Annotated in this window: 23 protein-coding genes, 1 tRNA gene and 2 other RNA genes; 17 read left to right on the top strand and 9 right to left on the bottom strand. The window is 62.4% G+C overall.

Annotated features, from left to right (window positions below; all coding sequences use genetic code 11):
* Nucleotides 1-121 precede the first annotated feature (121 nt).
* From Q0367_RS16905 to Q0367_RS16920, 4 genes are all read left to right on the top strand, one after another.
* The gene (locus Q0367_RS16905) at nucleotides 122-2,386 is read left to right on the top strand and encodes a c-type cytochrome domain-containing protein (protein ID WP_298983692.1); all 2,265 of its coding nucleotides are present in this window, start codon (nucleotides 122-124) and stop codon (nucleotides 2,384-2,386) included.
* A 71-nt stretch (nucleotides 2,387-2,457) separates the two neighbouring features.
* Complete coding sequence (locus tag Q0367_RS16910; protein ID WP_298983693.1) at nucleotides 2,458-3,666, top strand: glycosyltransferase; 1,209 nt, start codon at nucleotides 2,458-2,460, stop codon at nucleotides 3,664-3,666.
* Nucleotides 3,667-3,779: 113 nt separating this feature from the next.
* On the top strand, nucleotides 3,780-4,592 hold the full coding sequence (locus Q0367_RS16915) for an ADP-ribosylglycohydrolase family protein (protein WP_298983695.1): 813 nt from the start codon (nucleotides 3,780-3,782) through the stop codon (nucleotides 4,590-4,592).
* Between the two features lie 269 nt (nucleotides 4,593-4,861).
* Nucleotides 4,862-6,055 carry a Gfo/Idh/MocA family protein gene (locus Q0367_RS16920; RefSeq protein WP_297637266.1) on the top strand — a complete coding sequence of 398 codons (1,194 nt, stop codon included), beginning with the start codon at nucleotides 4,862-4,864 and terminating at the stop codon, nucleotides 6,053-6,055.
* A gap of 123 nt (nucleotides 6,056-6,178) precedes the next feature.
* On the opposite strand, the gene Q0367_RS16925 is transcribed toward Q0367_RS16920, so the two are convergent.
* The 3 genes from Q0367_RS16925 to xseB form a co-directional block, all read right to left on the bottom strand.
* Complete coding sequence (locus Q0367_RS16925) at nucleotides 6,179-7,519, bottom strand: B12-binding domain-containing radical SAM protein (RefSeq protein WP_298983698.1); 1,341 nt, start codon at nucleotides 7,517-7,519, stop codon at nucleotides 6,179-6,181.
* A gap of 135 nt (nucleotides 7,520-7,654) precedes the next feature.
* A complete protein-coding gene (locus tag Q0367_RS16930) occupies nucleotides 7,655-8,107 on the bottom strand; it encodes a divergent PAP2 family protein (RefSeq protein ID WP_297637259.1) in 453 nt (150 codons plus the stop codon).
* Nucleotides 8,108-8,113: 6 nt separating this feature from the next.
* Nucleotides 8,114-8,359: an exodeoxyribonuclease VII small subunit gene (xseB, locus tag Q0367_RS16935; RefSeq protein WP_297637256.1), complete on the bottom strand. Its 246-nt coding sequence runs from the start codon at nucleotides 8,357-8,359 to the stop codon at nucleotides 8,114-8,116.
* Nucleotides 8,360-8,459: 100 nt separating this feature from the next.
* Here xseB and Q0367_RS16940 point away from each other — a divergent pair, with 100 nt between their 5' ends.
* Complete coding sequence (locus tag Q0367_RS16940; protein WP_298983700.1) at nucleotides 8,460-9,251, top strand: DUF309 domain-containing protein; 792 nt, start codon at nucleotides 8,460-8,462, stop codon at nucleotides 9,249-9,251.
* A gap of 5 nt (nucleotides 9,252-9,256) precedes the next feature.
* On the opposite strand, the gene Q0367_RS16945 is transcribed toward Q0367_RS16940, so the two are convergent.
* Both Q0367_RS16945 and Q0367_RS16950 read right to left on the bottom strand, forming a co-directional pair.
* On the bottom strand, nucleotides 9,257-11,287 hold the full coding sequence (locus tag Q0367_RS16945) for a histidine kinase N-terminal 7TM domain-containing protein (RefSeq protein WP_298983702.1): 2,031 nt from the start codon (nucleotides 11,285-11,287) through the stop codon (nucleotides 9,257-9,259).
* A gap of 4 nt (nucleotides 11,288-11,291) precedes the next feature.
* Nucleotides 11,292-12,095 (bottom strand): hypothetical protein, encoded by an 804-nt coding sequence (locus Q0367_RS16950; protein ID WP_297637245.1) that lies wholly within the window; start codon nucleotides 12,093-12,095, stop codon nucleotides 11,292-11,294.
* A 201-nt stretch (nucleotides 12,096-12,296) separates the two neighbouring features.
* On the opposite strand from Q0367_RS16950, the gene Q0367_RS16955 reads away from it, so the two are divergent.
* Nucleotides 12,297-13,292 carry a fasciclin domain-containing protein gene (locus Q0367_RS16955; protein WP_298983704.1) on the top strand — a complete coding sequence of 332 codons (996 nt, stop codon included), beginning with the start codon at nucleotides 12,297-12,299 and terminating at the stop codon, nucleotides 13,290-13,292.
* Nucleotides 13,293-13,424: 132 nt separating this feature from the next.
* On the opposite strand, the gene add is transcribed toward Q0367_RS16955, so the two are convergent.
* Nucleotides 13,425-14,531 (bottom strand): adenosine deaminase, encoded by a 1,107-nt coding sequence (add, locus tag Q0367_RS16960; RefSeq protein WP_297637240.1) that lies wholly within the window; start codon nucleotides 14,529-14,531, stop codon nucleotides 13,425-13,427.
* 202 nt (nucleotides 14,532-14,733) lie between these two features.
* On the opposite strand from add, the gene Q0367_RS16965 reads away from it, so the two are divergent.
* From Q0367_RS16965 to Q0367_RS16975, 3 genes are all read left to right on the top strand, one after another.
* Nucleotides 14,734-15,708, top strand: coding sequence for a hypothetical protein (locus tag Q0367_RS16965; RefSeq protein ID WP_298983706.1), 975 nt, complete (start codon nucleotides 14,734-14,736; stop codon nucleotides 15,706-15,708).
* 271 nt (nucleotides 15,709-15,979) lie between these two features.
* Nucleotides 15,980-16,389, top strand: a transfer-messenger RNA (tmRNA) gene (gene ssrA / locus Q0367_RS16970).
* Nucleotides 16,390-16,443: 54 nt separating this feature from the next.
* A complete protein-coding gene (locus tag Q0367_RS16975; RefSeq protein ID WP_298983708.1) occupies nucleotides 16,444-17,697 on the top strand; it encodes a glycoside hydrolase family 3 protein in 1,254 nt (417 codons plus the stop codon).
* On the opposite strand, the gene Q0367_RS16980 is transcribed toward Q0367_RS16975, so the two are convergent.
* Nucleotides 17,661-18,863, bottom strand: coding sequence for an MFS transporter (locus tag Q0367_RS16980; protein WP_298983710.1), 1,203 nt, complete (start codon nucleotides 18,861-18,863; stop codon nucleotides 17,661-17,663). The two genes, Q0367_RS16975 and Q0367_RS16980, sit on opposite strands and share 37 nt — an antisense overlap.
* Before the next feature lie 190 nt (nucleotides 18,864-19,053).
* Here Q0367_RS16980 and Q0367_RS16985 point away from each other — a divergent pair, with 190 nt between their 5' ends.
* The 4 genes from Q0367_RS16985 (at nucleotide 19,054) to Q0367_RS17000 (ending at nucleotide 21,741) form a co-directional block, all read left to right on the top strand.
* Nucleotides 19,054-19,674, top strand: a complete 621-nt coding sequence (locus Q0367_RS16985; RefSeq protein WP_297637228.1) for an inorganic pyrophosphatase — start codon at nucleotides 19,054-19,056, stop codon at nucleotides 19,672-19,674.
* 71 nt (nucleotides 19,675-19,745) lie between these two features.
* Nucleotides 19,746-20,249 (top strand): GNAT family N-acetyltransferase, encoded by a 504-nt coding sequence (locus tag Q0367_RS16990; RefSeq protein WP_297637225.1) that lies wholly within the window; start codon nucleotides 19,746-19,748, stop codon nucleotides 20,247-20,249.
* A 63-nt stretch (nucleotides 20,250-20,312) separates the two neighbouring features.
* Complete coding sequence (locus Q0367_RS16995) at nucleotides 20,313-20,744, top strand: secondary thiamine-phosphate synthase enzyme YjbQ (RefSeq protein WP_298983712.1); 432 nt, start codon at nucleotides 20,313-20,315, stop codon at nucleotides 20,742-20,744.
* A gap of 178 nt (nucleotides 20,745-20,922) precedes the next feature.
* Nucleotides 20,923-21,741, top strand: coding sequence for a uroporphyrinogen-III synthase (locus Q0367_RS17000; protein WP_298983714.1), 819 nt, complete (start codon nucleotides 20,923-20,925; stop codon nucleotides 21,739-21,741).
* Between the two features lie 536 nt (nucleotides 21,742-22,277).
* Here the strand turns inward: Q0367_RS17000 and Q0367_RS17005 are convergent.
* Nucleotides 22,278-22,490, bottom strand: a complete 213-nt coding sequence (locus tag Q0367_RS17005) for a DUF2283 domain-containing protein (RefSeq protein WP_297637206.1) — start codon at nucleotides 22,488-22,490, stop codon at nucleotides 22,278-22,280.
* Entirely contained in the window at nucleotides 22,478-22,759 is a 282-nt protein-coding gene (locus tag Q0367_RS17010) for a DUF4258 domain-containing protein (RefSeq protein ID WP_363325885.1), read from the bottom strand. The genes Q0367_RS17005 and Q0367_RS17010 overlap by 13 nt, the downstream gene beginning before the upstream one ends.
* Before the next feature lie 562 nt (nucleotides 22,760-23,321).
* On the opposite strand from Q0367_RS17010, the gene Q0367_RS17015 reads away from it, so the two are divergent.
* The 4 genes from Q0367_RS17015 (at nucleotide 23,322) to pyrF (ending at nucleotide 25,740) form a co-directional block, all read left to right on the top strand.
* Nucleotides 23,322-23,411: transfer RNA gene (locus Q0367_RS17015), tRNA-Ser, on the top strand.
* Between the two features lie 81 nt (nucleotides 23,412-23,492).
* An RNA gene (gene ffs, locus Q0367_RS17020) (signal recognition particle sRNA small type) lies at nucleotides 23,493-23,592 on the top strand.
* 59 nt (nucleotides 23,593-23,651) lie between these two features.
* Nucleotides 23,652-24,281, top strand: a complete 630-nt coding sequence (locus Q0367_RS17025) for a histidine phosphatase family protein (RefSeq protein ID WP_298983718.1) — start codon at nucleotides 23,652-23,654, stop codon at nucleotides 24,279-24,281.
* Entirely contained in the window at nucleotides 24,274-25,740 is a 1,467-nt protein-coding gene (gene pyrF / locus Q0367_RS17030; protein WP_297637197.1) for an orotidine-5'-phosphate decarboxylase, read from the top strand. The genes Q0367_RS17025 and pyrF overlap by 8 nt, the downstream gene beginning before the upstream one ends.
* Nucleotides 25,741-25,743 lie beyond the last annotated feature (3 nt).

Here is a 25,743-nt window from a genome sequence, read left to right on the forward strand (position 1 = left end):
CGAGTTGGTCAAGCAAATTCACGCGGATATCGCCCAGGCGCGTGCATGGTTCGCCTCCGAGGCGCAGAAAGCGGCTGCGGAGCAATAGCGCATCGTTTCAAACGTGAGAGGTTTTTACAAAATGGTTGTCAGAATTCGCACAATCTGGATGCTTGTCTTTTCGGCGACTTTACTGGCAGGCTGCAGCGGCGCCCTGACCGCGTTGCTCAGCGGGCCAACGCCCCTGAGCGGAGGCCCCAGGCCGCCGATCCTCGACCCCAACCTCCTGGGGCAACCCCACCGCAACATTCAACTGATCAGCAATTTGGACGAACTCAAAGCGTGCATCGACCTGGGCGCCTCGGCCTTCGGCGCCACACTGCAGACCACCAATGTGCGCAGCCAGCCGGACGTCGACTCCTGTCGCGTGGGCAAGATCGAACGCGGCTCGCTGGTGGAAATTGTCGGCTACACGGTCGTGGAGCAGATCGATGCAGCTGCGGCCCAAACGCCGACGCTCGCCGCCCTCTTGCCGACGCCGACGCCCACCGTCCCCGTTGTGCAGGGACCGCAAATCGGCTTCGTGGAGGACATCCAGCCGATCTTCGACCGCAGCTGCGCCGCCTGCCACAGTGCGGCTGCGCGCATCATGGGGTTGCAGACGACCACCTACCGCGGGGTGATGGCCGGAAGCGACAACGGCCCCGTCGTCATCCCAGGCGATCCGGAGGCATCCAAATTGTGGGAAATGGTGAGCCAGGGCAAAATGCCCGTGACCGGCCCGCTTCCGCCCAATGAGCAACAGCTGATCTACGAATGGATCAAACAGGGCGCGGCCGAACGTCGCGCCGCTCCATCGGCTCCTCCAGCGCAGCGCGCGCCGACGCAAACGGCTGCAGCGCAGACCGCCGCCAGGCCGGTCGTCAGCACCTGGCTGACCGTGGGCCCCGGCGTTAAAATGGCGGAGGTGCCCGACGCCTGCAACGACGGCCAGCGGCACGAGACGCTGGTCAGCAGCGACCTGATCCTGCCCATCAGCTGCGGCGCCATTCCCAATGAGGCCGACCTGGCGCGCATCCTGGCGCGCGTCGGACTGCGCCTCGCCTCCACAGCCGCGCCGCGCGGCGCAGTTGCGTCTGGAACGGACGGTTCAGCACAAACGGCCTCAACCGAAAGCACAGCGAGCAATAGTGCGACGGGCGATAGTGCAGCGGGCAGTGATGCAGCGGGCGATGGTGCAGTTGCTGCGTCGCAGGCGGCTGCGCCGCAGCCGGTGGCGGCCCGGCCGGCGCCGCTTTCTGGAGCCGCCCCGATTCGCGTCAGCGCCTTGGGGTTGTCTGCGCCATCTGAGGATGATCCCTACATGACGCCGCGCGGCGGTTTCTGCATCGAGCAGCGGCTGCCGGACAATACGCGCAGCATCACGGCGATCGCCTTTGCGCCCGACGGCCGCATGTTCCTGGCGCTCGACAGCAACTTATCTCGCGACGTCGATCCGATGATCCTCTACGACGCCTACCATCCGAGCCGGTCGGTGGCGGTCTATGATTGGATCAACAACCGCACCCGCTACGAGGAGATTTTCACCGAATCGAGCCGCATCACCGGGCTGGATTATCACGACGGAGCGCTCTACATCAGCCGGTCGGGCGAGGTCGGGCGCATTCCCGACGGCGGCGGCTACGAGAAGCTTGCCGACGGCTTTGCGGTCAACAGTCAGCTCTTCCACGCCAACAACGGCATCGTCATCAGCAACGGCTGGGTTTACGTCTCGGCGGGCGCCATGCGCGATGGCTATGTGGAGGGACCGATCACCGGCGTGGGCGAGGAGGGCGCGCAGCAGATCGTCTCCGCCGGCAATCCCTACGCAGCGCGCATCGTGCGCGCGCCGTTGGACGCCCTGCTCAGCCAGCGCACGATCGGCGTCTTCTCCACCGCCGCGCGCGGGGTGCGCAATCCCTACGGCATCACCGCCGACCCGGCCGGCCGCATCTGGTTCACCGACAACGGCGCCACCAACGTGCCCGACGAAATCAGCGCCGGCGACGAAGTGAACATGCTCGATCCCGCTGCAATTGGCCCCGGCGAGGGGGCGACGCCGCACTACGGCTTCCCGCTGACGTTGAGCGGCGAAGGCGCGGAGTGGTACACGCCGCCGGTGGTCGATCTGGTCAACTCCGCTGCGCCGACGGGCATCACCTGGGCGTACGACACCGTCTACTTCGGCGTCTACGGCCGTTATCCGGGACTGTATCGGCTGGGACGCGCCGCCGATGGCGGCGTCATCGCCGAGCGCATCTTGCACGGCTGGCCGATCCTGGCCGTCGCCACTGCGCCCGATGGCGCCCTCTGGATCGGCATGGGCAACGGCGGGTTGTATCGGCTGACGCCGGGATGCAGCAATTGAGCAATGAAAAAAAGAAGCGAGAAGAGGGACGGCGGACAGGGCGTCGCTTTTGAGAGATCGGTGGAGCCCCGATGCGTTTTCTGTTCGTTTCGGCGCCGCTGCCAGGCCACCTGGACTGGGGCGGGTTTCTGGCGACGGCGGTCGCACTACAGCGGCGCGGCCACGAGGTGATCTGGGCCTCGGGCGAGGCGGTGGCTGCTCAGGTGCAACAGGAAGGCGTCCGCTTTGCGTCGCTGACGGAGACCGGCTGGCGTTGGCCGCCGCCTCCGCCCATGGCCCGCCCCGCGCAGATGGCTGACGCGGCATGGCGACGCCTGCGCAGGCTGCGCGCGCTCGACCAATGGCTGGAGCCGGCGCGCGTGGAGGCAGGCATGGCCGCGCTCGAGGCGGTCGCCGCCGAGGTGCAGCCGGACGCAATCGTCAGCGAGATGTTCATCGTTGCATCAGGTCTGGTCGCCGAACGCATCCGGCGCCCTCTCATCGTAGTCGGATGGCCTGCTGTGGAGATTTCCACCGGCGCAGAGGAGGATGTGATGGCCGAGGCGAGCGCCCGGATGGCGCGCTTGCTCCGCATCGGCGGCTGTGAAGGCGTCAACTTCACCCGACAGGGTCCGCCTGCGCTGCGTTCCCCCCATCTTCACCTCACCTTCTGGTCGGAGCGCTGGTATGCCGGCCTTGCGCTGGCGCCGCAGACGCGCCACGCAGGCGGTCTGCCGCTCGACGCCCTCCCTGCGGATGCGACGCTGCCTTCGCCAGAGGATGCACCGTGGGTCGTCATCACCCTGGGGACAACCTTCAACCGCGATCCGGCGTTTTTTCTGGCGGCGGCGCGCGCTGCGGTGAACCTGGGCTGTCGGCCGATCCTGCTGTTAGGGCGCTCTATTGACCCTGCAGGGGATGACCGCTGGCTGGAGCGACTGCCCGCCGAGGCGGTCGTGCGCGAATTCGCCGACTTTCGCACCCTGCTCCCATATGCTGCGGCGGCTATCCATCACGGCGGCGCGGGCACGACCCACGCCCTCGTGCGCGCGGCGGTTCCGCAGATCGTCGTCCCCCATGCTGGCGAGCAGCTTCATCAGGCGCGCGGCGTGGCGCGCACCGGCGTCGGCCTCCATCTGCCGCCCGAAGAGGCGACCGTCGAACGGCTGACCGCCGCACTGGCTGCGCTGCTTCCCGACCTCTCTCCCTATCGAGCGCGCGCCGCCGCCCTGCGCGAGGAATTCGCCCGGCTGGGCGGCCCACCGGCGGCTGCGCAGATGGTGGAGCGCTCGCTTGCGTAGAGGGTGTGCGCTGCCGCATTTCTTCGCTTCGCCCAAGACCCAGGCCACCGGCAAATGCCAGATCATCCGCCAGCAGCCGGTGGAAGGGATGATCATCATAGCCGCCTCTTTTGATGCATGTGGTCAAGGAATATCTTGCCGACATGGTCGGCGGCGGACCATTTGGCTTGCAGCCGGGCCAGTGGACGGACGATGCGTCGATGGCGCTCTGTCTCGGCTACAGCCTGGTGGAGTGCAACGGCTTCGATGCCCACGACCCGATGACGCGCTACGTGCGCCGGTGGAAAGAAGGCTACCTGAGCAGCACCGGCGTCTGCTTTGACATCGGCGTCACTGTGGCGGGTGCGCTGCAGCGTTTTCAGCAGACGGGCGATCCATTCGCCGGTTCGACCGACCCGCACAAGGCAGGCAACGGCTGCATCATGCGCCTGGCGCCCGTGCCGCTCTACTACTATCCCGACATTGACGCGGCTGCGCACTACGCGGCGGAGAGTGCGCGCACCACGCACGCCGCGGCGGAGTGTCTCGACGCCAGCCGCCTCTTTGCGTGCATCCTCGTGCGCGCCCTGCGCGGCGACGACAAAGCCGCTGTGCTGCTGGGCGACAGCGCAACGTTCACCGGCGCACCCCAGATTGAGGCGATTGCGCGGGGCGACTATCGCAGCAAGCGCCAGGCGCAGATCCGCGGCTCCGGCTACGTCGTCGACAGCCTGAAAGCCGCGCTCTGGTGTTTCGACCGCACCGACACCTTCGCCAGCGCCGTGCTGCTGGCCGCCAACCTGGGCGACGACGCCGACACAACCGCAGCCGTATGTGGGCAGGTGGCCGGCGCGTTCTACGGCGAAGCGGGGATTCCGGCCGCCTGGCGCACCCAATTGACGATGCACGACGAAATTGTAGCGTTGGCGGACAGGCTGTGTCGTTAGATCGGCAGACGTTTCGCTAGAAAACGCGCAGATTCCCCTTTGGCGACCAGCGATCTTTGTCCAGAGCATCTGTGTCAGTGCTTTCATCTTGAAGCTGACCGGGAGATAGACGCCATCGGGCGTCAGCATGCGGCGGCGCACAAAGGAACTGCGTTCAAGCACGTCGATGATCATCAGATCGCAATCTTGAGCATTCATGCTAAAATGCTCTCACACTATCAAATTTCCAAAACAAATCGAATCCATCAAACACAGTAAGGAGATTCGCAATGGCCGAAGGAGCAGGCTTCACCTCGATGGCGGCGGCCGCCGCCGAAGCTCAGGCGCCCGAGATCGGCGTCGGCATGTTGGGCTACGCTTTCATGGGCAAGGCGCACAGCAACGCATTCAAAAAGATTCCCTATATGATGTATCCGCCGCCCGCAATCCCGAAGCTGGTGGCCATTTGTGGCCGCAACGAGGAGGCGACGCGAGCGGCGGCGGTGCGCTTCGGATACGAACGCTATTACACCGACTGGCGCGCGCTGATCGACGATGAGGCGGTGCAGCTCTTTGACAACGGCGGACCGAACGATGCGCATGCCGAGCCATGCATCGCCGCTGCGCAGGCGGGCAAGCACATCCTCTGCGAGAAGCCGCTGGCGCGCACGGCGGAGGAAGCCAAAACCATGCTCGACGCCGTGCAGAAGGCGGGCGTCAAGCACATGGTGGCTTTCAATTATCGCTTTGTCCCTGCGGTGCGTCAGATGCGGCTGCTGATCGAGAGCGGCGCGCTGGGCCGCATCTACCACTTCCGCGCCGTCTACCTGCAGGAATGGATTATGCCGCACTACAATATGCCGATGATCTGGCGGCTGAACAAGCAGGTGGCCGGCAGCGGCGCGCTCGGCGACCTGGGTGCGCACATTATCGACCTGGGCCGCTATCTGGTCGGCGAAATTGAGAGCGTCAGCGCCATGACGCGCACCTTCATCAAGGAGCGCCCCTGGCCGGACGGCACGATGGGCACGGTCGATGTGGACGACGCCTTCGCCGCCGTCGTCTCGTTTGAAAACGGCGCGTTAGGCACGGTCGAGGCGACGCGCTTCGCCGCCGGCCGCAAAAACAGCAACGTGATCGAGATCAACGGCGAGAAGGGCAGCCTGCGCTTCAACCTGGAGCGGCTCAACGAGTTGGAAGTTTACTGGGTGGACGAAGAGCCGAAGGAGACGCGCGGCTTCCATCAGGTGCTCGTTTCCGAGCCGTATCATCCGTGGTGGGAAAACTGGTGGCCGCAGGGGCACATCATCGGCTGGGAGCACACCTTTGTGCATGAGATCACCCACCTGCTCGACTGCATCGTCAACGACAAGCCGGTGGCGCCGATCGGCGCAGACTTTGAGGACGGCTACCGCTGCGCCGTGATCTGCGACGCCATCCTGGAGTCGGCGGAGACCAGGCGCCAGGTCGACTGCAAGTACTGAGATCGACTCTGTCCTATATCGACTCTGTCCGCTGAGGAAACGGCCGCGGTTGCTGCAAACTCGCCGGATGCAGCACTTGAACCTGTGCGCATCCGCCGCATGCGCAGCAACCGCGGCCGCAATTTACAGGGCGTTGCGGTAGGCGTAGGTGCGACGATAGCCGTAGTCGGTGCTGAAGCTGCCGAAGACCTTCTTGCCCGCCTTGGAGAGCGGGTACCGTCCGAGCGAGCGCAGGCCGCGACGCGCGATCTGGTACGGGCTGTAAATTTTGCGGCAGAGCCAGTCGTAGGCGGCGCGCAGCTCATCGACCGTGAAGTTTTTGGGGATGAAGGTCAGATGCGCGGTGTCGTAGTGGCTCCACGGCACGTCGAGCAGGCGCCCCTCGCGCTCCACCACCTCGCGGAAGGGCGTGCCGGGATAGGGCGTGAGCATGGTCGTGCTGACGCTGTCCAACTCGCTGGTGCGGATGAAATCCCACATCGCCTGGAAGGTCTCCGGCGTGTCGGAGTCGAAGCCCATCACGAAGAGGCCGACGACGCCCACGCCGGTCTTGCGGATGGCGCGGATCGCCTCGCGCGTCTGGTCGGCCTTGCCCTTGGACTTGCCGCCGAGTGAAGAGCGGTTATTGGGATTGATGCTCTCGAAGCCGATGAAGTGCTTGTCGAGATGGGCGGCGACGCTCATTTCCAGCAGTTCTGGATGTTTGGCGATGCTCATCTCCGACTGACAGGTCCAACCGTGCAAGTCGAGCTTGGCGAGCTCCTCGAAGAGTTCGGCGCAATAGTCGGGCGCGATCGTAAAGTTGAGGCCGAAGTTGTCGTCGGTGAGGAAGAAGCGCTTGATCTTGCGGCGCTTGATCTCGTCGATGACCTCGTCGACCGGACGGAAGCGCATGCGCCGTCCGCTGACGCGAATGGCGGTGCAGAAGTCGCAGTTGCGGGGACAGCCGCGCGTGATCTCCAGGTAAGGCGTCCAGTAATTTTTGTTCTCGTCCACCATCGCAATCACGCGGTCGGTGATGGTGGCCAACCCTTCGAGGTCCGCCCATCGCTGATCTTCGTAGATCGGCTTCATCCCCTTGACGCCTTCGGCGGCGAAATCCTGGATCAGCTGCTGCCAGGTGAAGTAGCCTTCGCCGACCATGACGCTATGAGCGAAGGTGGCGACATGTTCAGGCATCAACGTGGCGTGCACGCCGCCCACGACGACGCCGGCGCCCTGTTGCATGGCTTTGCGCGCAATGCGTTCGGCGCGCTCGATCGTCACCGTCATCGAGGTGATGCCCACGAGATCACCCTCGCGCAGGGTGTCCAGCTCCAGATCGCGCAGATTCTCGTCCCAGATTTCCACCGGAATCTCTTCGGGAACGAGGGACGCCAGACGCATCAAGGTGTATGGCGAACCGGGCGCCTTTCCAAAAATTCGTCCATCGCGGCGGGGTTGAATCAGAACCACGCGTCGCATAGCTCCTCCAAAAGTCAATCTTTCTTCATGTTGAACGTCCGGCTGCTGTTCCGGCCAATTGCGCCGATCATAGCACAGAGTGTTGCGCAGAACAAGCCATTAGTTGAAAGGATTTCAGAAAAATTCGGTTGCGCGCTACAGCCAGTCGCGCCCGAGGAAAAAGAGCAAGGTGTAGATAATGCCGATCAAGCCGCCGACAATCACCTGCAACGTAGTGTGACCGATCAGCTCTTTGAGCTGCGCGTCGGTGAGAGGGTGACCGTTGAAGACGGTCTGTAGAAGCTGGTTCAGCACGCGCGCCTGCTTGCCGCTTTCCTGGCGTACCCCACGCGCATCGTACATGACGATCACCGCCAGCACGACGGCGACGGCGAACAGGCCGCTGTCCATTCCATACTGATAGCCGATGGCGGTCACGAGGCTGCATACGAGGGCGGAGTGGCTGCTTGGCATACCGCCCGCCTGCGCCATCACGCGAAAATCGAAGCGGCCGGTCTGCACCCAATAGGCCACCACCTTGTAAAACTGCACGATCAAGGCGATCGAAAGCGGCAGCCAGAGCGCCGAGTTGCTCAACAGTGCGAGCATAAATTGCTAGGTTTCTCGCCACGCATCAAATGGAGTCGTCTGATTCCCTTCCTGCCAGCGACGCACGCGCAGCTCCGCTTCATCCAGGCGGGCTGCGCAGAGTTGCGCCAGGAGCGCGCCTTCTTCGTACAGCCTTAACGTCTCCTCCAGCGGCAGGTCGCCGCTTTCCAGTCGATCCAGGATGCGCTCCAGTTGTGCGAGGGCTGCATCGTAGCTCAGGTTGGAATCAATTTGCACAGTTATTTCGCTCACAGACAATCCTTGCATGACTGAGGAATCATGTGTTGCAAGAGATTTCAGTATATCAAATTTGCGAGGCTACGGCCATTTTCTTTGGGATTGATTTTTCATCATGACGCAACCTCTACGATCCGAACCCACTTTACACCAGCCGGCGGTCGTCTGTCTGGAGCCGGACCTTTTTTTCGTTCCGCGCCTGTGCGACGTGATCGAACGTCAGGGCGGACGGGCGGTGATCGTAGAAACGCCCGAGGACTTCGTCGAAGCCGTCGACCGCGAATTTCCGAACCTTGCCCTGGTTGACCTCGGGGCCGAAGGCGACTGGAGGCGCGCCATTGCGCGCTGCAAGATGCGACCGCACACCGCTCAAATCCCGATCATCGCATTCGGCAGCCACGTCGACGCGGAGACGCTGCAAGCGGCGCGGCGCGCTGGCGCGGATCACGCCTGGGCGCGCAGCAGAATGATGGAGACGCTGCCAGAGGTCGTGAAGCGCTATCTCCATCCGCCAACCATCTATCCCGAGGGCTGGGACGCGCCGTTGAGCGCACCGGCTCGCCGCGGGATCGAGGAATTCAACCGCGGCGAATATTTCGAGCAACATGAGTGGCTGGAAGAGGCCTGGAACGAAGAGACGCGGCCGGTGCGCGAAATGTATCAAGGCATTCTCCAGATTGGGGTGGCGTTTCTGCAAATTCAGCGCAACAACTGGGCGGGCGCAATCAAGATGTTCCGCCGCGGCCTGCCCCGCCTGCGCACGCTGCCGCCAATCTGTCAAGGGGTGGACATCGCATCCCTGCGCGCGGCGGCCGAAGCCATTCACCACGAAATCACCGCTCTGGGGCCGGAGCGCCTGCACGAATTTGACCAGAGTCGCTTCCCCAAAATCCAGCTCGTAGAATAGCACACTTACAGTTTGGTCGATTTGGCGGCTGTTGGGGCGACGCCGGCGATGACGTCTGTATTTTGGGCGCCATCTGCGAGGCTGCCCGGCGCAGCGATCGACTCGACGGCGTTGGACTGCTCCATTTCCGAAAGCACGCGCGCGAGTTGGCCGATCGCCACGCGCTGTTTGCGATAGAGGTCGCTCTCGCTGATGGCGAGCCGGTCGGCGATCTCGCGCACTTTGCGTCCTTGCACGAAACGCATCTCCAGAATGTTGTACAGCAACCATTCGGGCGCCGTGAAGTTCTGCTTTCCTTCAGGGCGCAGCCGCTCCAGCGCCTGCCCGAGTACGAGGCGCAGCGCGCGCGTGGGGTCGTCGTCGGCCTGGCTGAGCATCTCGCCGACGACGCGCAGCTTCATCAACGGGCTGTGCGTCAATTTAGGCCCGCCCCAGTAGTGGCTCAGCGCGTCCTTGACCCAGGCCTCGAACTCCGGGCTGTGGATCGGGCTGGGATCGAGCAGCGCCTCCACCGGCTCCTGGGCGCTGTCCGGCGCAGCGTAAGGAACCACCCCGCGCAACTGCTGAATGTGCTCGATATCCGGGATGATGTAGCGCAAGTTGGCGAGCACGCGCTGTTGCAGCTTGCGGTCGACCAGCGCGCGCGTGGTGCGATGCAAAATGACGTCGATGACGCGCGCCTCATCCGAAGTAAAAAGAGGCGCCTGCGTGCGCGCCTGCACGCCGAGCAACCCGATGACGCGCACGCCTTCGTCTTCCGGCGCGCGATCCACCAACGGCCAGAGCCAGTAGCCGCGATGGGAATAGGGCTGTGGCATGCGCCCCGGCTGCGGCTCCTTCCGCTCGCGCAGCGCCCGTCCCAAGGCGTCCGACCAGTCGTCGATCGAGAGAATCTGTTTGCGCTTCTCCTCCGGCCCCACCATCGCCTCCAGCACCAGGTCGGGGCCGGAGACTGCAGCCACAAAGGCCGACGGCGCGCGCAACAGCTCACACAAGGAGATCAGGTTGTTTTCCAACAGCTGGCGCAGATCGCTGGTCGTCAACATGCGGCGATCGAGCTCGCGCAGCCAGGCGATCTCATCGCGATACTCGCGATAGATGAGGCGGTCCACCGCCGACTTGGTGACGCTCAAGGCGAGCTGGCTGAGCACGATCACGCCGGTGATGATGCTGAACAGGATCACGTTGCGCGGCAAACCCAGGGTGCGTTCGATCGGAGGCGTGATCTGGATCGCCAAGATCACGAGAATGGCGACGAAGGGGCCGCGCATGAAAAACCGCAACAGCCGATAGCGCACCACGCGGTCGGGCGTGATGACGCCGAAGTAGGCCACCGTGTAGCTCATCAACAACAGCAGAAAACCCACCACGACATTGCCGATGATCGAAAGCAACAACACGAACCAGGCCGATTCCCGCGGGCCAAAGAGCAGGGCGAAGGCGATCAGATATGGGAAGACGGAGACGCCCGGCGCAATGAAACCCACCAGTAGATAGGTCATGCGCGCGCGTGTGCTTTCGGTCAGGCAACGTCGCCGCGCCTTCCAGATGTTGGCCCAGGCCAGAGCGGTGACAACGGCGTAGTAAATCGCAAAGGGCCAGAAGAGCGGCCCGCCCTCCAGATAGCTGAGCGGCGGTCGAAAGTGAACCTGACCGACGATGGCGTTGCCCCAGATGGCGTCGACTGCGCTGGCCGTCGAGATAAGCAGCGCTATCACGCCCACCCAGCGCCGACGCCGCACGCGATAGTTGGTGGTCTCCAGCACGGAGACGGAGAAGAGATAGGCGGCCGCCGGGGTCATGGCGATGCCGAGCCACTGCAGCCGCAGCCAGCGGTTGGCGGATGCAGCCGTGGAGACGCTGTCCAACGCCACGTCGGCGGCGAAGACGACCATCAGGAAGGCCAACATCAACGCAAAACGCCGCGCCACCGGGTTGCGGAAGTTATAGGTCAACGTGTAGGCGAGCAGCGAGAAGCACAAAATCACCAGCACGCTGGACGCCAACACGTTGATAAAATTTAGAAGCGCCGTCATGCCTTCAACTCACCCATTCGATCTGTTCATCAACCACCACCCAGAAGCCATGTCGCTTCTGCAAGGTCAGGCGAAAGCCGCCGCCAACCGCCGGAGAACGACGGATGTGGATACGAATGTCGGCGTCCTGCAACGTGCGAAAATCGATCATTTCCAACTCCACGATCGGCCCCTGGGGGGGCGGCGCCGGCTCATCGGCCAGCAGCCACAGCGTTTCTCCCTCGAATCCCAAATCTCCTTGAACCTCAGCCGGATGCGCACGCACGCGCAACTGCGCAGGGTTGCCGTTGGCGTCCGGCTCCAGATAGCGCAGCTGCCCAAGCTTGTGGATGAGCGCCGTGCGGCGAATGCGCAGCGTGTCCGGCTCTTGTTTGTCCGTAGAGCGATAATAGCGCGCCAACGCGTAGGTCGGGCCGAAGGCGTTCTGCTGGCTGAGCAGATGGATCAGCTCCTCGCGCACGCTGCTCCATTTGTAGCGCCATTCATGAGTGCGAATCTGATCGCCGTACTCCAGAAGCTCCAGCGTAGCTTCGGCGCCCAGTCGGCTGATGATAGCGATCGGAGCCAGCCGGGTTGGCTCCTGTTTGAGACGAGCCAGCAGCATCTGCGGGGTCGCCTCCACTTCGTCCGCCGCCAGAAAGGGACGTCGCGTCGTCAGGCTGAAAAAGAGACCCACAATGACGGCGCCGCTCAACAAAATCACCAACGTCCACGCCACCGGATCCATCGACGCCGCGATGCGCTCCAGCAGCGATCCGGAGCCAGCGCCCTCGAATAGTGCACGAATTGTCTCTGTGAGCTGCGCCATACGCCCATCGGTTCCTCTCTTTGCCTCGATTGTACCATTTCGATGAAAAAATGGTGAGAATGGAAGACCCATCACCTCGAAAATTGCCGCTTGCCACTACTCTGTACAGTAATTGAACAATGAATGCACAATAATTGCATCAGCATTTACGTTCAATCAATCACCGGATTCCAGCACTGTACACACGAAAGGAGAAGCAGCATGCACTTCATGAAAACGCTAGCCTTCTTGCTCGTCGTCGCCCTCGTGACGGCGGCCTGCGCGCCGGTTGCGCCCGCTCCTATGGCGACGGCGGCGCCAACTCCCACCGAGCCGCCCGCCGAGGCGCCTGCGGATGAAGGCCCTGGCACGATCGTGGACATCGCCGTGAGCGCCGGCAACTTCGAGACGCTGGTGGCGGCCGTTTCCGCCGCAGGGTTGGTCGAGACGTTGCAGGGCGAAGGGCCCTTCACCGTCTTTGCGCCAACCGATGAGGCGTTTGCAGCTTTGCCCGAGGGCACGCTCGAGGCGCTCCTCGCCGACCCCGAAGGTCAACTGACGCAGATTCTGCTTTATCACGTTGTGCCTGGGAAGGTGATGTCTTCTGACCTGAGCGACGGCATGACGGCGGAGACGGTACAGGGTAGTCCCGTGACCTTCTCCATCGCCGACGGCGTCGTGAAGGTGAACGATGCAACCGTGATCGCCGCCGACATCGAGGCCAGCAACGGCGTCATCCACGTCATCGATAAGGTGATCCTGCCGCCGGGCGAAGAAGAGGCTGAAGAGGCAGCTGCTGAGGCGCCGGGCGCCATCCCAGAGGTGGCAGCCGCTGCAGGCAACTTCCAGACGCTGCTCGCCGCCGTCACTGCAGCTGGCCTGGCCGATGCGCTGGCGGGCGAAGGGCCCTTCACCGTCTTCGCGCCGACCGATGAGGCGTTCGCCGCTCTGCCGGAAGGGACGGTGGAAAGCCTGCTCGCCGATCCACAGGGCGCCCTGACGCAGATTTTGCTCTATCACGTGGTGCCGGGCAAAGTGATGTCCAGCGATCTGAGCGATGGCATGACGGCGGAGACATTGCAGGGTGCGCCGGTAACGTTTAGCATTGCCGACGGCGTCGTGAAGGTGAATGATGCGACCGTGATCGCCGCCGACATCGAGGCCAGCAACGGCGTCATCCACGTCATCGACGCTGTGATCCTGCCGCCAAGCGAGTAATCGGCCCTCTTCCGCTGCGATTGGGGGGCAGCGCTCCACGCTGCGAGCCGCCGGAGAAAAACCTTCACATAAAATCTAAACAGGGGCGGGTAAATCATCCGCCCCTGTTCAATTGCGCATCTACGATAGCCCTCACTCGTGCGTGGCCGCCCAGGCGTCGAACTCGGCCAACCATTGCGCCTTGAGCGCAGGCGGCGCAGCGCTGACCTCGAAGGCGTTGCGGGCGATGCGCATCAGATCCTTGTGACTGTAGCCGAAGGCGCTCGCCACCACCTCATACTCTGTACACAGCGTGGTGTTGAAAAGCGGAGGGTCGTCGCTGTTCACCGTCACCTTGACGCCCATGCGATCGAGCTGCGGGAACGGATGCTCCTCGACGCGGTTGTAAATGTGGAGCTGCAGATTGCTGATGATATTGACCTCGAGCGGGATCTGGCGTTCGCGCAGCACATCGACCAGACGAGGGTCCTCGATCGAACGCACGCCGTGGCCGATGCGATGGGCGCGCAGCGCCTCGATGGCGCCCCATACGCTGGCCGGGCCCTCTGTCTCGCCGGCGTGGGGCGCGCACAACAGCCCCTCGGCGTGGGCGCGCGCAAAGGCATGGGCGAACGGTTCAGGCGGCGCGCCCACCTCGTTGCCGCCTAAGCCGAAGCCGATCACGCCTGCATCCCGCCCCGCCAGGGCGTACTCCAGCGTGCGTTCGGCCGGATGGGGGTCGTAACCGCCTGTGGGCGGAAAGCTCAGATTGCGCGGCACGTCGAAGATCCAACGCATCTCCACGCCGAAATCGGCGCGCGCAGCCGTGCGCCCCGCCTGCAATCCTTCCAGCAGCGCCTCGATCGAAAGCCCCTTGCGCTGATAGTCGATGTGGGTGAAGGGCGTCACGGTGATCTCTCGATAGCGGATTCCCTGCGCCGCCATGTCCTGACCGCAGCGATAGGCGATCAGGGCGAAATCCTCCGCCGTGCGCAACAGGTCGGAGATCGTCAAATAGACTTGAATGAAGTGAGGGAAATCGACGAAAGAGAACCACTGTTGCAACGCTTCAGGCTCGGCGGAGGGCAACAGGCTCAAGCGGTCGCGCCGCCGCGCCAACTCCAGCAACGTGGCGGGGTCCACGCTCCCTTCCAGATGAATGTGCAGCTCGGCCTTGGGCATCGCTCGGATGAAACTGCGCGTCGCTTCGGACAGCGACTCCAACGGTGGATGGATGGAATAAGCAGATGAACCGGGCACAAAACGTTCTTTCTAAACTCAACGGCGAAAAAGCTTCCAAATATTAGCCACTCAAATATTAACCACTATAGTATACCCACACCGCCGTCGGTGATAAAGGCGAGGCGCACGAGGTTGTTTGACAGAGCGTCCAGGCCAAAGTAGAATCCACCATGACCGTTGATTTTGCCCGTCACCAATCCAAATCACAGGAGGAATTGATATGGCTGTAAAGCGCTTCCTGCTCCTGGTCTCGCTGGCGTTGCTTACTCTCCTAGTTTTGAGCGGCTGCAGCGCCCGCCCCGGCGCCGGTGAAACCGCTGCGGCTGCGGCGGAAGCTCCCCTGGCGCTGGACTTGCCGGCGTTGACCATCGACATCGACGCCAACGGCGCGCCCAGCATCGCCGGCGCGCCGCTCTCCAGCTTCGCTTCTTTGGCGCCCGGATTGGCCGATTTCAGCCTGGGCAGCGACCTCGTCTCACAGCTCATGCAGGCCAATATTCAGCACATTCAAATCAGCACTCTGCCGGACGGCCTGCGCATTTTGGTCAACGGCGCGGCGCTTCCCAGCCTGCGCTGGGATGAGGAGCGGCTGGCGAATCTGAGCGAGCTGGTGGACATGCTCGGCCCCGCCGTCCCGTCTGTGGTGAAAGCCGTGTTGCCGCTCATTTCCGACGTCGGCGTGGGCGTGACGCTGCGCTTCCCGTTGGCGCAAGGAGCAGACGTGATTCCGCTTCAGGCGGAGCCGGCGACGGTGGCGACGGCGGCGCGCGAGGCAGTGCTCGCGCAGCTCGGCAAGGCGCCGGTGATCCGCATCCCGGTCGTCTATGACATCGAGGGCAACTACACCGTGCAGGGCATCACCGACGCCGAATGGCAGGCGCTGACCGGCGCGCCCTTCGGCCAGCTCAAATTGGATGCAGAGCTGGTGAAGAACGCTGTGGCCGCCGGTGTGCGCACCGCTACGGTGCGGACCGACGCCGAGGGCATCCACATTGCGCTGAACGACAAAGAACTGCCCGTGCTGGGCTGGGGCGAAGGCGAGCTGCTCAACCTGGTGAAGCTGGCCGCCGGCGCCGGCGTGCTCCAGGGGGCCGGCCTCGACGCAGATGCGCTGGTCGGCCTGCTCGAGGCCTTGCTGCCGGTGATCGAGGCCAGCGACGTCTCGATCCACGTCACCTTCCCGGCTGCGCAGTAAATTCTTTACTCTACGAAGGGACGCAAAGATGCGCGAAGGAACGTTTGTCTCTCTTCGTGCTCTTTGCGCCCTTCGTGGAGCCTTTATGATTGATGCAAGAGCGTGAAGCTGCGCCGACGAAGTCTGTCTTGAACTTGCGTTTTGCCTATCTACACCCTCCTGACTGCCCCTAAAGCGTCGCTTCCTGTCCTCGCCTTGGCATCTCATAAAACTTTTCACCGCATGACATATTTGTTCGATAACAATTTTGTGCTATAATAAAAATCGCCATGGGGATGAACGGTCTCGACGGGGCAGGCTGTTCTGAGATGGCAGGCCGTAGAGCGTCGACTACGTAAAAACAGGCGCAAACCTACAAATGCCAAGAACACTGGCAAGGCCTTCGCGTTCGGCGCCCCGGCCACCTCGGTGGCCCTGGCCGCCTAATCGCAGGCCAACACACTGACCTTCAGAGCAAGGTCACGGCTCGCTTCGATGGTGCGACCAGGTCGAGCGTAAGCCGTCATCACTGGAACGCTGCGACGGCGGAAGCCGAGGCCGCCGTCTAAGAACAATCGGCTGGTCTGACGCTGAATCCCGTTGCACGGAGTCGGTCAGACGAGAAACAAAAGTGCAACTAAGCCTGTAGAGGTCTCAGGACGAATGTCTCGGACGCGGGTTCAACTCCCGCCATCTCCACCTGAAAAGAAAGGTTCGCTGCGCAGCGAACCTTTCTTTTTGCGAGAGCAACAGCGCATGGTCAAACAGGCATTCACCGCAGCGGAATTTGTGCAGGCGCGGCGCCGTTTTTTGCGTCATTGCGTCCTCGGCGCAGGCGGGCTGTTGCTGGCGGGCTGCACCGCCCCCTTTACTTCGGCGGCGTCGGGCCAGGAGCTTGCAGCCTTGGTGGCGGCGGCCAGCCGCAGAGGGAGAAAACCACCGATGCCTTCTGAAACGATTCGCCCTGCGCTCGTCAAACCTGACGTTGCGCTGGAGGTCAAGATCGGACAGATGCTGATGCTCGGCTTTCGCGGGACGACGGCGCAGCAAGACCCCGCCATCGTGCGCGCCTTGACCGAGCAGCATGTCGGCGGCGTCGTGCTCTTCGACGTCGACGTCGGGGGGCGACGGCCGCGCAACATTGCGTCGCCGCAGCAGGTCGCTGCGCTGACTGCGGAATTGCAGGCCCTGGCGACCCTGCCGCTGATCATCAGCGTCGATCAGGAGGGCGGCAACGTCGCCCGCCTCAACGAGAAGTACGGCTTTCCCGCCACGCTCTCTGCAGCCGCGCTAGGAGAGCGCAACGACCCGGAGTTCACGCGAGCGGAGGCGGGCAAGATGGCGCAGACGCTGGCGGAGGCGGGCGTCACCCTCAACCTGGCGCCGGTGGTCGACGTGCGCCTTAACCCTGACAGCCCCATCATCGCCCGCCCAGGGCGCAGCTTCTCGGCGGACCCAGCCGTTGTCGCTGCGCAGGCGGAAGCCTTCATCGACGGCCATCACGCGCACGGCGTCCGTTGCACGCTCAAACACTTCCCAGGTCACGGCAGCGCATTGGGCGACACGCACCTTGGCTTCACCGACGTCACCGAGACGTGGCGCGAGGACGAGCTGCTGCCCTACCGCGCCCTGATCGCCAAAGGCAAGGTGGACGCAATCATGACCGCGCACGTCTTCAACGCCCGACTTGACCCTGAGTTGCCCGCCACCCTCTCTCCGGCCATCGTGACCGGGCTGCTGCGACAGACGCTCGGCTATGAGGGCGTCGTCATCAGCGATGACATGCAGATGCGCGCCGTCGCCGACCACTATAGCCTGGAAAAAGCCTTCGAGCTGGCGATCCTGGCCGGCGTGGACATCATCGCCGTCGCCAACAACATGACCTACGCCGGCGCGGTCGCCGATCGTTTTGCGACGACGGTCATGCGCCTGCTCGACGAGGGGGTGATCGACGAAGCGCGCATCGAACAATCCTATCGCCGCATTCTGAAGCTCAAAGGGCTGGCCTGAACGTAGACGAGCGCAGCCAGCAGCATCAGCGCGGCGGCGCCCCACAACACTGCAGCGCCGCCGGACGCGTCCCACAGCAGGCCGCCGACGATGGCGCCGATGGCCCAGCCCAGCCCGCCCTGCGCAGCGCCGACCAGCGCCTGACCGGTGGCGCGCAGCCCCGCCGGCGCCGACTGCGCTGCATAGTCGACCACCGCCATCCAAAAGGAGGCGTAGAGCACGCCCAACAGCGGCGCTACACTCAAGATGTAGATTGGCGCCGGGGAGAGCGCCATCACGATATATACGGCGGCGAACCCCACCAGCCCGATCGCGATCAACGCCCGTGTGCGCACTCGCGCCAGCAACAGCGACCCGATGAACAGAATCGGGATTTCGGTGACCGCGTTGAGCGCGTAGACCATTCCCACCTCCGCCTCGGAGCCGCCCAACGCCAGCAAATGCAGGCCGACAAAGCCGATGAAGCTGGCTGCACCCGCGCCCATCAACACGTTCATCAGCAAGAAATTGGGGTATCCCGGCTGTCGCCAAAGCTGCGCCAAACCGGAGAGCAGCTTCGGTCGCGAGGCCAGCCGTTCGATCGGCAAAAACAGGCTCAGTCCGGCGCAGACGACGGCGAGCAACAGCCCGTGCAGCCAGAAGATGGCGTCCATGTTGTGCGGCGAAAGCAGCTGACCCAGGCCGTAGCTGAAGGCCACAAAACCGATGCTGCCGAACAATCGTTGACGACCGTAGCTGGCGCCCGTCCGCGCCACAAGGTCCATCACCGCGCTGTCGAGCAACGCAGGAACCGGCGAACGAAAGAAAATCATCAGGATCACCAACAGCAAGAGCGGCCAGAAGCCGCTCACCCACAGAAACGGCAAGGTCAGCAGACCGGCGCCCAGCGCACAAAGCGCGAGCACCTGCTGATGGATCTGCCAGCGATCGGCGACGGCACCCCAAAACGGATTGGCCAACAGCGCAATGATCGGCGGAATGCTGCCCAGCAGCCCGATCTGTGCGCCGCTCAGCCCTTGATTGCTCAGATGGATATTGAAAAAGGGGGCCAGCGCGCCGATGGCTGCAAAAAAGGAAAGGTAATACAACTTCGCCACCCACAGGCCGGTGGAAGGCGTCCCAGACTGAATGACGGCACGAGATAGTGGCCACGAAATGCGCATCATAGAACGAACAGCCTGCTTTCTTTGAGTTCAAATGAACAGACAATCAACCGTTCACAATACTGCAACCCACAACTTTGTGCAAATGACGCACATATCTGCAGCAAAGACAAACCAACGGCTTTGACTGCCTAAAAGCCTCTGGCATAATGCCAAGCATAAGTAGTCATTCAATCAGTGAAGGAGTCATTTTATGCCCGCCAATAAGTTCCCACCGCCCTTTTATCGCTGGCGCCCGCACCCCTGGCATGGCCTGGAGGTCGGCCCCAACCCGCCAGAGGTTGTGCATGCATTTATCGAGATCACGCCGTTCGACCTCATCAAATATGAAATCGACAAACGCACCGGATATATCCGCGTGGATCGCCCGCAGCGCAGCTCGTCGCAGCCGCCTGCCCTGTACGGCTTCATCCCGCGCACCTACTGCGACGAAAACGTGGCCGAGCTTGCCCTCAACGCCAGGCGAGGGGACGGCGATCCGCTTGACATCTGCGTGTTGAGTGAACGGCCCATCAACCGCGGCGAAGTGATCGTGACGGCGCGCGTCGTCGGCGGGCTGGACGTCAACGACAACGGCGAGGCGGACGACAAGATCATCGCCGTGCTCGAAAACGACAACGTGTGGGGCAAGGCGCGCGATATCAGCGACCTGCCGGAAGTGCTGGTCGAGCGCTTGCGCCACTACTTCGCCACCTACAAGATGGTTCCCGGTCAGGAGCTGGCGCTGTCCGTGGATCGGGTGTACGGTCGAGAGCATGCCCTGCGCGTGGTGCAGGCGGCTATGCAGGATTACATTATCGAATATGGCGATTGAGCCTGGCATGATGCAGGGGCGAAACGCTCGCAGAAAGCGAATGTTGTTTCCAGCATGACCTCCAGGTGTCTATGACGATCAAGATTGTGCGGGCCACGCCAGAGCACGCCGTGCGACTCACGCAGATCGCCCACGCCGCCAAGAGCTACTGGGGCTACCCTGCGCAGTGGATCGAGCTATGGCGCAACCAGTTGACCATCACCGAAGCCTACATCGAGATGCACGAGGTCTACGCCGCCGTGGACGCCGACGATGTGATCCTGGGCTTTTATGCCCTCGGCGGCGAGGGAGAAAAACGCACGTTGGACCACCTTTGGGTGCAGCCCCAGTCCTTTGGCGCCGGCGTGGGTCGCCAGCTTTTCGCCCACGCGATCGCACGCGCGCAAGCGTTAGGCGCAAAAGTGCTGGAAATTGAAAGCGATCCGCACGCAGAGGGCTTTTATCACCGCATGGGCGCAGAAACGATCGGCGAGGTCACCTATGAAATGGAAGGTTCGCCGCGCAGGCTGCCTTTGATGGCGTACACGCTTCAACCGCCAGACGCGCCCTTGCATCTCGACAGCCGAAGCGAATAGAAACCGGTTTATGGGACTCGTATCCATGTCGATGGCGTTTGCTGCGAAAGAGGTGACCCCGCCATGACCGTTCACTGGGTGCAACGCCAGATCATTCTTGCTAGGCGTCCGCGCGGCGTCCATCTGATCACCGACGAAGTGCTGCGCCAGTTGCCGGAGATTTACGATTACAAGATCGGTCTGGCGCACTTTTTTCTGCAACACACCTCTGCATCGCTGGCCATCAACGAGCGCGTCGACGCCGATGTGCGCATTGACATCGAACGGCGCCTCAATCAACTTGCGCCGGAAAACGCCGGCTATCTTCACGTCAGCGAGGGGCCTGACGACATGCCCGCCCACATCAAATCCATCCTGATCGGCTGCGAAGTCACCGTGCCGATCGTCAACAGCCGGCTGGCGTTCGGCGCCTGGCAGGGGCTATATCTATGCGAACATCGGGACGAAGGCGGACATCGACGCCTGATTGCAACGCTGTGGGGCCAGCTGCTTTAGAGGGGCGAGCGACTCCTTACGTTTGTCCCAAAGAGAATGGTGCACTTTTCACTGTCGCTGCACCGCCGCCTCAACTACACTGCAACCGGATTGCAACATCGGTTCGCTACCGTAGTTGCATCTTCCCAAGCCGTACAAGTGCAAAAGCGTTGCTGGATCAAAAAATCAGGGTGATTCCATGAACAACACACTCACACGCCTGGCCGACGTTGAGACCACGTCCTATCTAAACGGTGTGCGCGTGGCCATCACGCACGACAAAGAGCAAGCGCAGGATCAGGCCGACCTGTTCACAGCGCTGGGCGCCACAATCTACTACTATCCCTGCATCCAGATCATTCCATACGAAGACAAAGAGCTGGAAAACGCCGTGCGCGAGGCGGCGGCGGGCAAGTACGACTGGTTGGTGCTCAACGACGCCGACACCGCCTGGGTGGTGGGAGAGGCGATGCGCGCCGCCGGCATCGACCCGAACCAGATTCCGCGCCGGCTCAAGGTCGCCACGATCGGCTGCATGACCGAGATCTACACCAAGGAATTCCTGGGGCTGGACTCCTCCTTTGCGCCGGAAATCTACACGCCGGAATATGTGGCGGAGGCGCTGCGTCTCAAGCCCGGCGACCGCGTGCTGCTGCCCCAATCGTCGATGACGCGCGCCAGCCTGGCCAAATGCCTGCGCAACACCGGCGCCGAAGTCACCGCCATCAACGCCTATCGCACGGTGATCGGCCGAGGAGGCGACCCTGTGCCAGAGCTGCTGTGGGAAGGCAAGATCGACGTCATCACCTTCACTTTCCCGACCGCAGTGCGTTACTTCGTGAAGCGCCTGGAATACGAAGGCGGCAGCAAGGCCATGCTCGACGACGTCTGCATCGCCTGCATCGGCCCGCTCACAGCCGCGGCCGCGCGCGACTACGGCTTCCACGTCACGCTCGTTCCGGAGAAGCACACCATCGCCGGCCTGGTCGAAGCGGTGAACGACTACTTCAGGGAATAGCCTCTCTGACGCCAAAAAGAGTCAAAGGAAAGAGGCAGGGCGCAACGCAAAGCATAAGCGCGCTTGACGCGATTCTCATCGTTCGTGGCTAGCCCAAGCATGGCTTTTGCTTTGAAAATAGGCATCGGCGCCTTCCAGCAAGCTTGACGGGACTCAAAGAAAAGAATCCGGTAGTGCTGTGGAAGCTGCGACGAATTGTAGTTAAACTCTAAAATTTGGACACATTGAAGGGTGGGGATACATCAGCATCGGCGGCGTGCTGCACCCCCTAATCGCAGTGGTGGATGCCTGGCGCTGGATAGTGCGTCAATCCCTTGCATAGAGCGGTTAACACCAGGAGATGGTCCTGGTCTCGCCCCAAGCGCCAGGCTTATGTAGAGCGCGTGAAGACATCCATAACCACGGCCAGATAGCTAGACTCTTGTTAGCAAGGGAAAACTGCTGGCTTAAAAGGGTGCTCTCGGTAAATTTCTGCTTTCATTTTGAGCCCCTCAACTCTTCCAGCACGCCTTATGCTTTGGGGACTACTACAGTGCTTATACAGTCACTGCCTCGAAGGCAACTTGCAAGCGCGTTGGCTGGGAAAGCAGAAAGTTTAGTTTTTCAAAACCAATTACGCGCCCGGTTTTATCTTTCATCAGAATCACTTCGTCGCCTGTTTCTTCACAGACATATTCGTCCTGAGGGTTGCCAAACCAAACAGTGAGAGTATTTCCCATTTGATCGTAATATATTTTTATTTGAGCCATATGCGTGCTCCTTCCTTTATTGCGTCCGTCGGGTAAGTTGTAATCAGATAGCCATCATCGTCGAGCCGTTTGACTACAGCACAGACCCAACGTCCAGTCTGTTCAGCTTTATAGAACAGGTACACATTGGGATCACTTTTGCTTTGTCGAACTTCATCTGGACTTTGCAGCGTTTCTTTCACATCACTTTCGCGCCCTCCCATAACTGGATGTTTCACTGTGACAATCAACTCCCAGTATGAATGTGTGACGCGCACGCGAAAACCCACGGGCGTCGAAACCTCAAACAACAAATTGCGAGGGGGTATTTCTTCGTTCACAGTCATTCCAGTTGATACATGCTTATCTCACGTGGCAGGCGGCACAACAGATGATGCGTGAGAGCGAAGCAACTGAACGGAGCGCGTCGACTCAACGCGCATGTTGAGCTGCCAAAGATAGCCAAAGAAACTCGTCAACCCAGAGACCAGTGATTCATCTGTGCCCCAACTTAGTACGTGCATTCTCAGACAACATCAATAGAGAATCAATAGAGAAAGCCAATCCGTCGGTTTATGAGCGGCTTCAAGTTAACAGTGTAACCGCTCGGTAGGCTGAGAACAAACTCATCTTCGGTCTGCTTGACCACGGACACAAATACCAGCGCTTTCGCTGGAATTCCTCTTTCTATTTCCCAGATCAAACCCATTGTTCGTCATTCAGGTCATATCTGCTCATACCCTCATTGTATCATCATCAGGCACTTTTGAAATGACTTCTAAAGATTCAGAGTAAGTGCGAACCGCCCTCCTAACTTGCCCGATCCTCTCTCTCCTGATATACTTGACCTGTGGAGAGGTCGCATAGTCTGGCCGAGTGCGCGGGCCTGGAAAGCTCGTAGGGGTAACACCCTCGAGGGTTCAAATCCCTCCCTCTCCGCCAGAGAAACGAGGCGCTGCGCCGGAGATGCTTCCGGCGGCGCCTCCACACGAGCGATTCGTGTGTTTTCATAGCTTCGTCAGGCGCTGGGTCCTGTGCGGCAGGACACTGCGAACCCCGCCAGGACCGGAAGGTAGCAACGGTAAGCAGACCGTCCTGGGTGACATGGGGCAGCCTGGTGGCCTGGCGGAGCTATGAGAGCACACGAATTTTTGTGTCCAAATCCATAGGAGCCAAAATTTCATGATCGCCGTTGCTAATGATCTTCGTCTGCATTCCTCAAACAGCGCCTTGACATCCTCTCAACCCGTCACGATCTATCTCGCCCGGCACGCCACGCCCGACTGGAACCGCAAAGACATCCGCTACGACGTGGCGCCCGGCCCCGACCTGGTCCCCCAAGGGGAGCAGGAGGCGGAAAAGCTCGGCGAGTTCCTGCGCAACGCGGGCGTCACGCGCATCATCGCCAGCCCACTCGTGCGCACGCGCCGCACCGCCGAGATCGCCGGCGCAGTGGCTGGAATCCCGGTCACCGTCGAAGAAGCCGTGCGCGAGTATAGTCGTGAGGAAAACGACGACGTCGTCTTTGCGCGCTTTTTGCCGGCGCTAGAGGCGGCGGCTGCGCTCGCCGGCCAGGAAGGGCCGGTGGCGATCGTCACACACGGCGGGCCCATCCGCGTGATGTTGGAGCGCTTCGGCGCCGACCCTGACCTGCTGTGGCATTATCGACGTCAGTTCGATCACCAAAACCCGTTGCCGCCCGCCGCAGCCTGGGAGCTGACGCGACGCTGCAGCGACCAGCCCTGGGGCATGCGCCTCGCCTTTGCGCCAACGCCCTTCGTCGAGCATTCGTCCGTGGTGAGCTATGTCTGATTTCTTCACAAAGCTGGAACAGGCCGTCGAGCGCAACGATTCTCTGCTTTGCGTCGGCCTCGACCCGACGCCTGAGCAGCTTCCCGCCCGCTATCGCAGCCAGGCCGGGAGTGTAGCCGACGCCATCGTCGCCTGGAACCGCGCCATCATCGAGCAGACCGCCGACCTGGTCTGCGCCTACAAACCGAACATCGCCTTTTACGAGGCGCTGGGCAACGCCGGGTTGGACGCCCTGCGCGCCACGCTGGAAGCGATCCCCGCAGACATTCCGGTGATCCTGGACGCCAAGCGCGGGGACATCGGCAGCACTGCGGAGGCCTACGCCAAAGCCTGCTTCGAGGTCTTCAGGGCGGACGCCGTCACGCTCAGCCCTTACCTGGGACGCGACAGCATAGAGGCCTTCGCCCGCTACGCCGACAAGGGGCTGTTCGTGCTCTGCCATACCTCCAACCCGAGCGCCGGCGAGTTTCAAGAGCTGGAGATCGCCGACTGGCGCAGCCTGGACCGCGAGCCGAACCAGCCGCTCTACATCCACGTGGCGCGCGCCGCCGTCGCCTGGTCGCCCAATGTGGCGTTGGTCGTGGGCGCCACCTTCCCAGAGGCGGTGGCGCGCGTGCGCAGCGTGACGCCGCAGCGCTGGTTTTTGATTCCCGGGATCGGCGCACAGGGGGGCAACCTGGAAGCCACGCTGAACGCCGGCCTGCGCAGCGACGGCCGCGGCGTAATCGTCAACGCCAGTCGCAGCATCGCCAACGCAAGCGATCCCCGACGCGCCGCACAGGAGATGCGCGAGGCAATCAACGCCGTGCGCAGGCGCTTCCTGGCGGCGGCTCCGCCTGGGGTGGAGTCCTCAGGAGGCGTGAGCGAGACGCTGCGCGCCCTCGTTATCGAGCTGGCCGACCTGGGCGCAGTGCGCTTCGGCAATTTCACATTGGCCAGCGGCATTCAATCGCCCATCTACATCGACCTGCGCCTGCTGGTGAGCCGTCCGGCCCTGCTGGCGCGCGCGGCGGAGGCCTACGCGGCGCTGCTGGCCGACATCCCCTGCGACCGCATTGCTGGCGTGCCGTATGCGGCGCTCCCGATCGGAACCGCCGTGGCCATCGCAGCCGACAAGCCGCTCATCTACCCGCGCAAGGAGGTGAAGGACCACGGCCTCGGCAAGCTGATCGAGGGCGCCTGGCAGCCGGGCGACCGCGTGGCGATCATCGAAGACCTGATCACGAGCGGGGGCAGCACGATCAAGACGGCGGAGCTGTTGCGCGAGGCCGGCCTGGTCGTGGAGCACGCCGTGGTGCTGATCGACCGCGAGCAGGGCGGCGTGCGCAACCTGGCTGAAGCGGGCATTGCCGCCCACGCCGTGCTCACGCTGACGCAGATGCTCGACGTTCTGGTCGAGGCCGGTCGTCTCGACGCCGACAAACGGCTGGAGGTGCTAAGGTTTCTGGGCAAAGGATGATCG

Source organism: uncultured Caldilinea sp., from assembly GCF_937128415.1.
Classification (GTDB): domain Bacteria; phylum Chloroflexota; class Anaerolineae; order Caldilineales; family Caldilineaceae; genus Caldilinea.

Coding starts and splice junctions, on each gene's coding strand:
- Q0367_RS17005 (WP_297637206.1), bottom strand. CDS start 22,490: ATGGCTCAAATAAAAATATATTACGATCAAATGGGAAATACTCTCACT.
- Q0367_RS16950 (WP_297637245.1), bottom strand. CDS start 12,095: ATGGCGCAGCTCACAGAGACAATTCGTGCACTATTCGAGGGCGCTGGC.
- Q0367_RS17000 (WP_298983714.1), top strand. CDS start 20,923: ATGAACAACACACTCACACGCCTGGCCGACGTTGAGACCACGTCCTAT.
- Q0367_RS16995 (WP_298983712.1), top strand. CDS start 20,313: ATGACCGTTCACTGGGTGCAACGCCAGATCATTCTTGCTAGGCGTCCG.
- Q0367_RS16990 (WP_297637225.1), top strand. CDS start 19,746: ATGACGATCAAGATTGTGCGGGCCACGCCAGAGCACGCCGTGCGACTC.
- Q0367_RS16955 (WP_298983704.1), top strand. CDS start 12,297: ATGCACTTCATGAAAACGCTAGCCTTCTTGCTCGTCGTCGCCCTCGTG.
- Q0367_RS17025 (WP_298983718.1), top strand. CDS start 23,652: ATGATCGCCGTTGCTAATGATCTTCGTCTGCATTCCTCAAACAGCGCC.
- Q0367_RS16925 (WP_298983698.1), bottom strand. CDS start 7,519: ATGCGACGCGTGGTTCTGATTCAACCCCGCCGCGATGGACGAATTTTT.
- Q0367_RS16945 (WP_298983702.1), bottom strand. CDS start 11,287: ATGACGGCGCTTCTAAATTTTATCAACGTGTTGGCGTCCAGCGTGCTG.
- Q0367_RS16965 (WP_298983706.1), top strand. CDS start 14,734: ATGGCTGTAAAGCGCTTCCTGCTCCTGGTCTCGCTGGCGTTGCTTACT.
- Q0367_RS16940 (WP_298983700.1), top strand. CDS start 8,460: ATGACGCAACCTCTACGATCCGAACCCACTTTACACCAGCCGGCGGTC.
- Q0367_RS16930 (WP_297637259.1), bottom strand. CDS start 8,107: ATGCTCGCACTGTTGAGCAACTCGGCGCTCTGGCTGCCGCTTTCGATC.
- Q0367_RS16920 (WP_297637266.1), top strand. CDS start 4,862: ATGGCCGAAGGAGCAGGCTTCACCTCGATGGCGGCGGCCGCCGCCGAA.
- Q0367_RS16910 (WP_298983693.1), top strand. CDS start 2,458: ATGCGTTTTCTGTTCGTTTCGGCGCCGCTGCCAGGCCACCTGGACTGG.
- Q0367_RS16905 (WP_298983692.1), top strand. CDS start 122: ATGGTTGTCAGAATTCGCACAATCTGGATGCTTGTCTTTTCGGCGACT.
- Q0367_RS16975 (WP_298983708.1), top strand. CDS start 16,444: ATGGTCAAACAGGCATTCACCGCAGCGGAATTTGTGCAGGCGCGGCGC.
- pyrF (WP_297637197.1), top strand. CDS start 24,274: ATGTCTGATTTCTTCACAAAGCTGGAACAGGCCGTCGAGCGCAACGAT.
- Q0367_RS16915 (WP_298983695.1), top strand. CDS start 3,780: ATGCATGTGGTCAAGGAATATCTTGCCGACATGGTCGGCGGCGGACCA.
- Q0367_RS16985 (WP_297637228.1), top strand. CDS start 19,054: ATGCCCGCCAATAAGTTCCCACCGCCCTTTTATCGCTGGCGCCCGCAC.
- Q0367_RS16980 (WP_298983710.1), bottom strand. CDS start 18,863: ATGATGCGCATTTCGTGGCCACTATCTCGTGCCGTCATTCAGTCTGGG.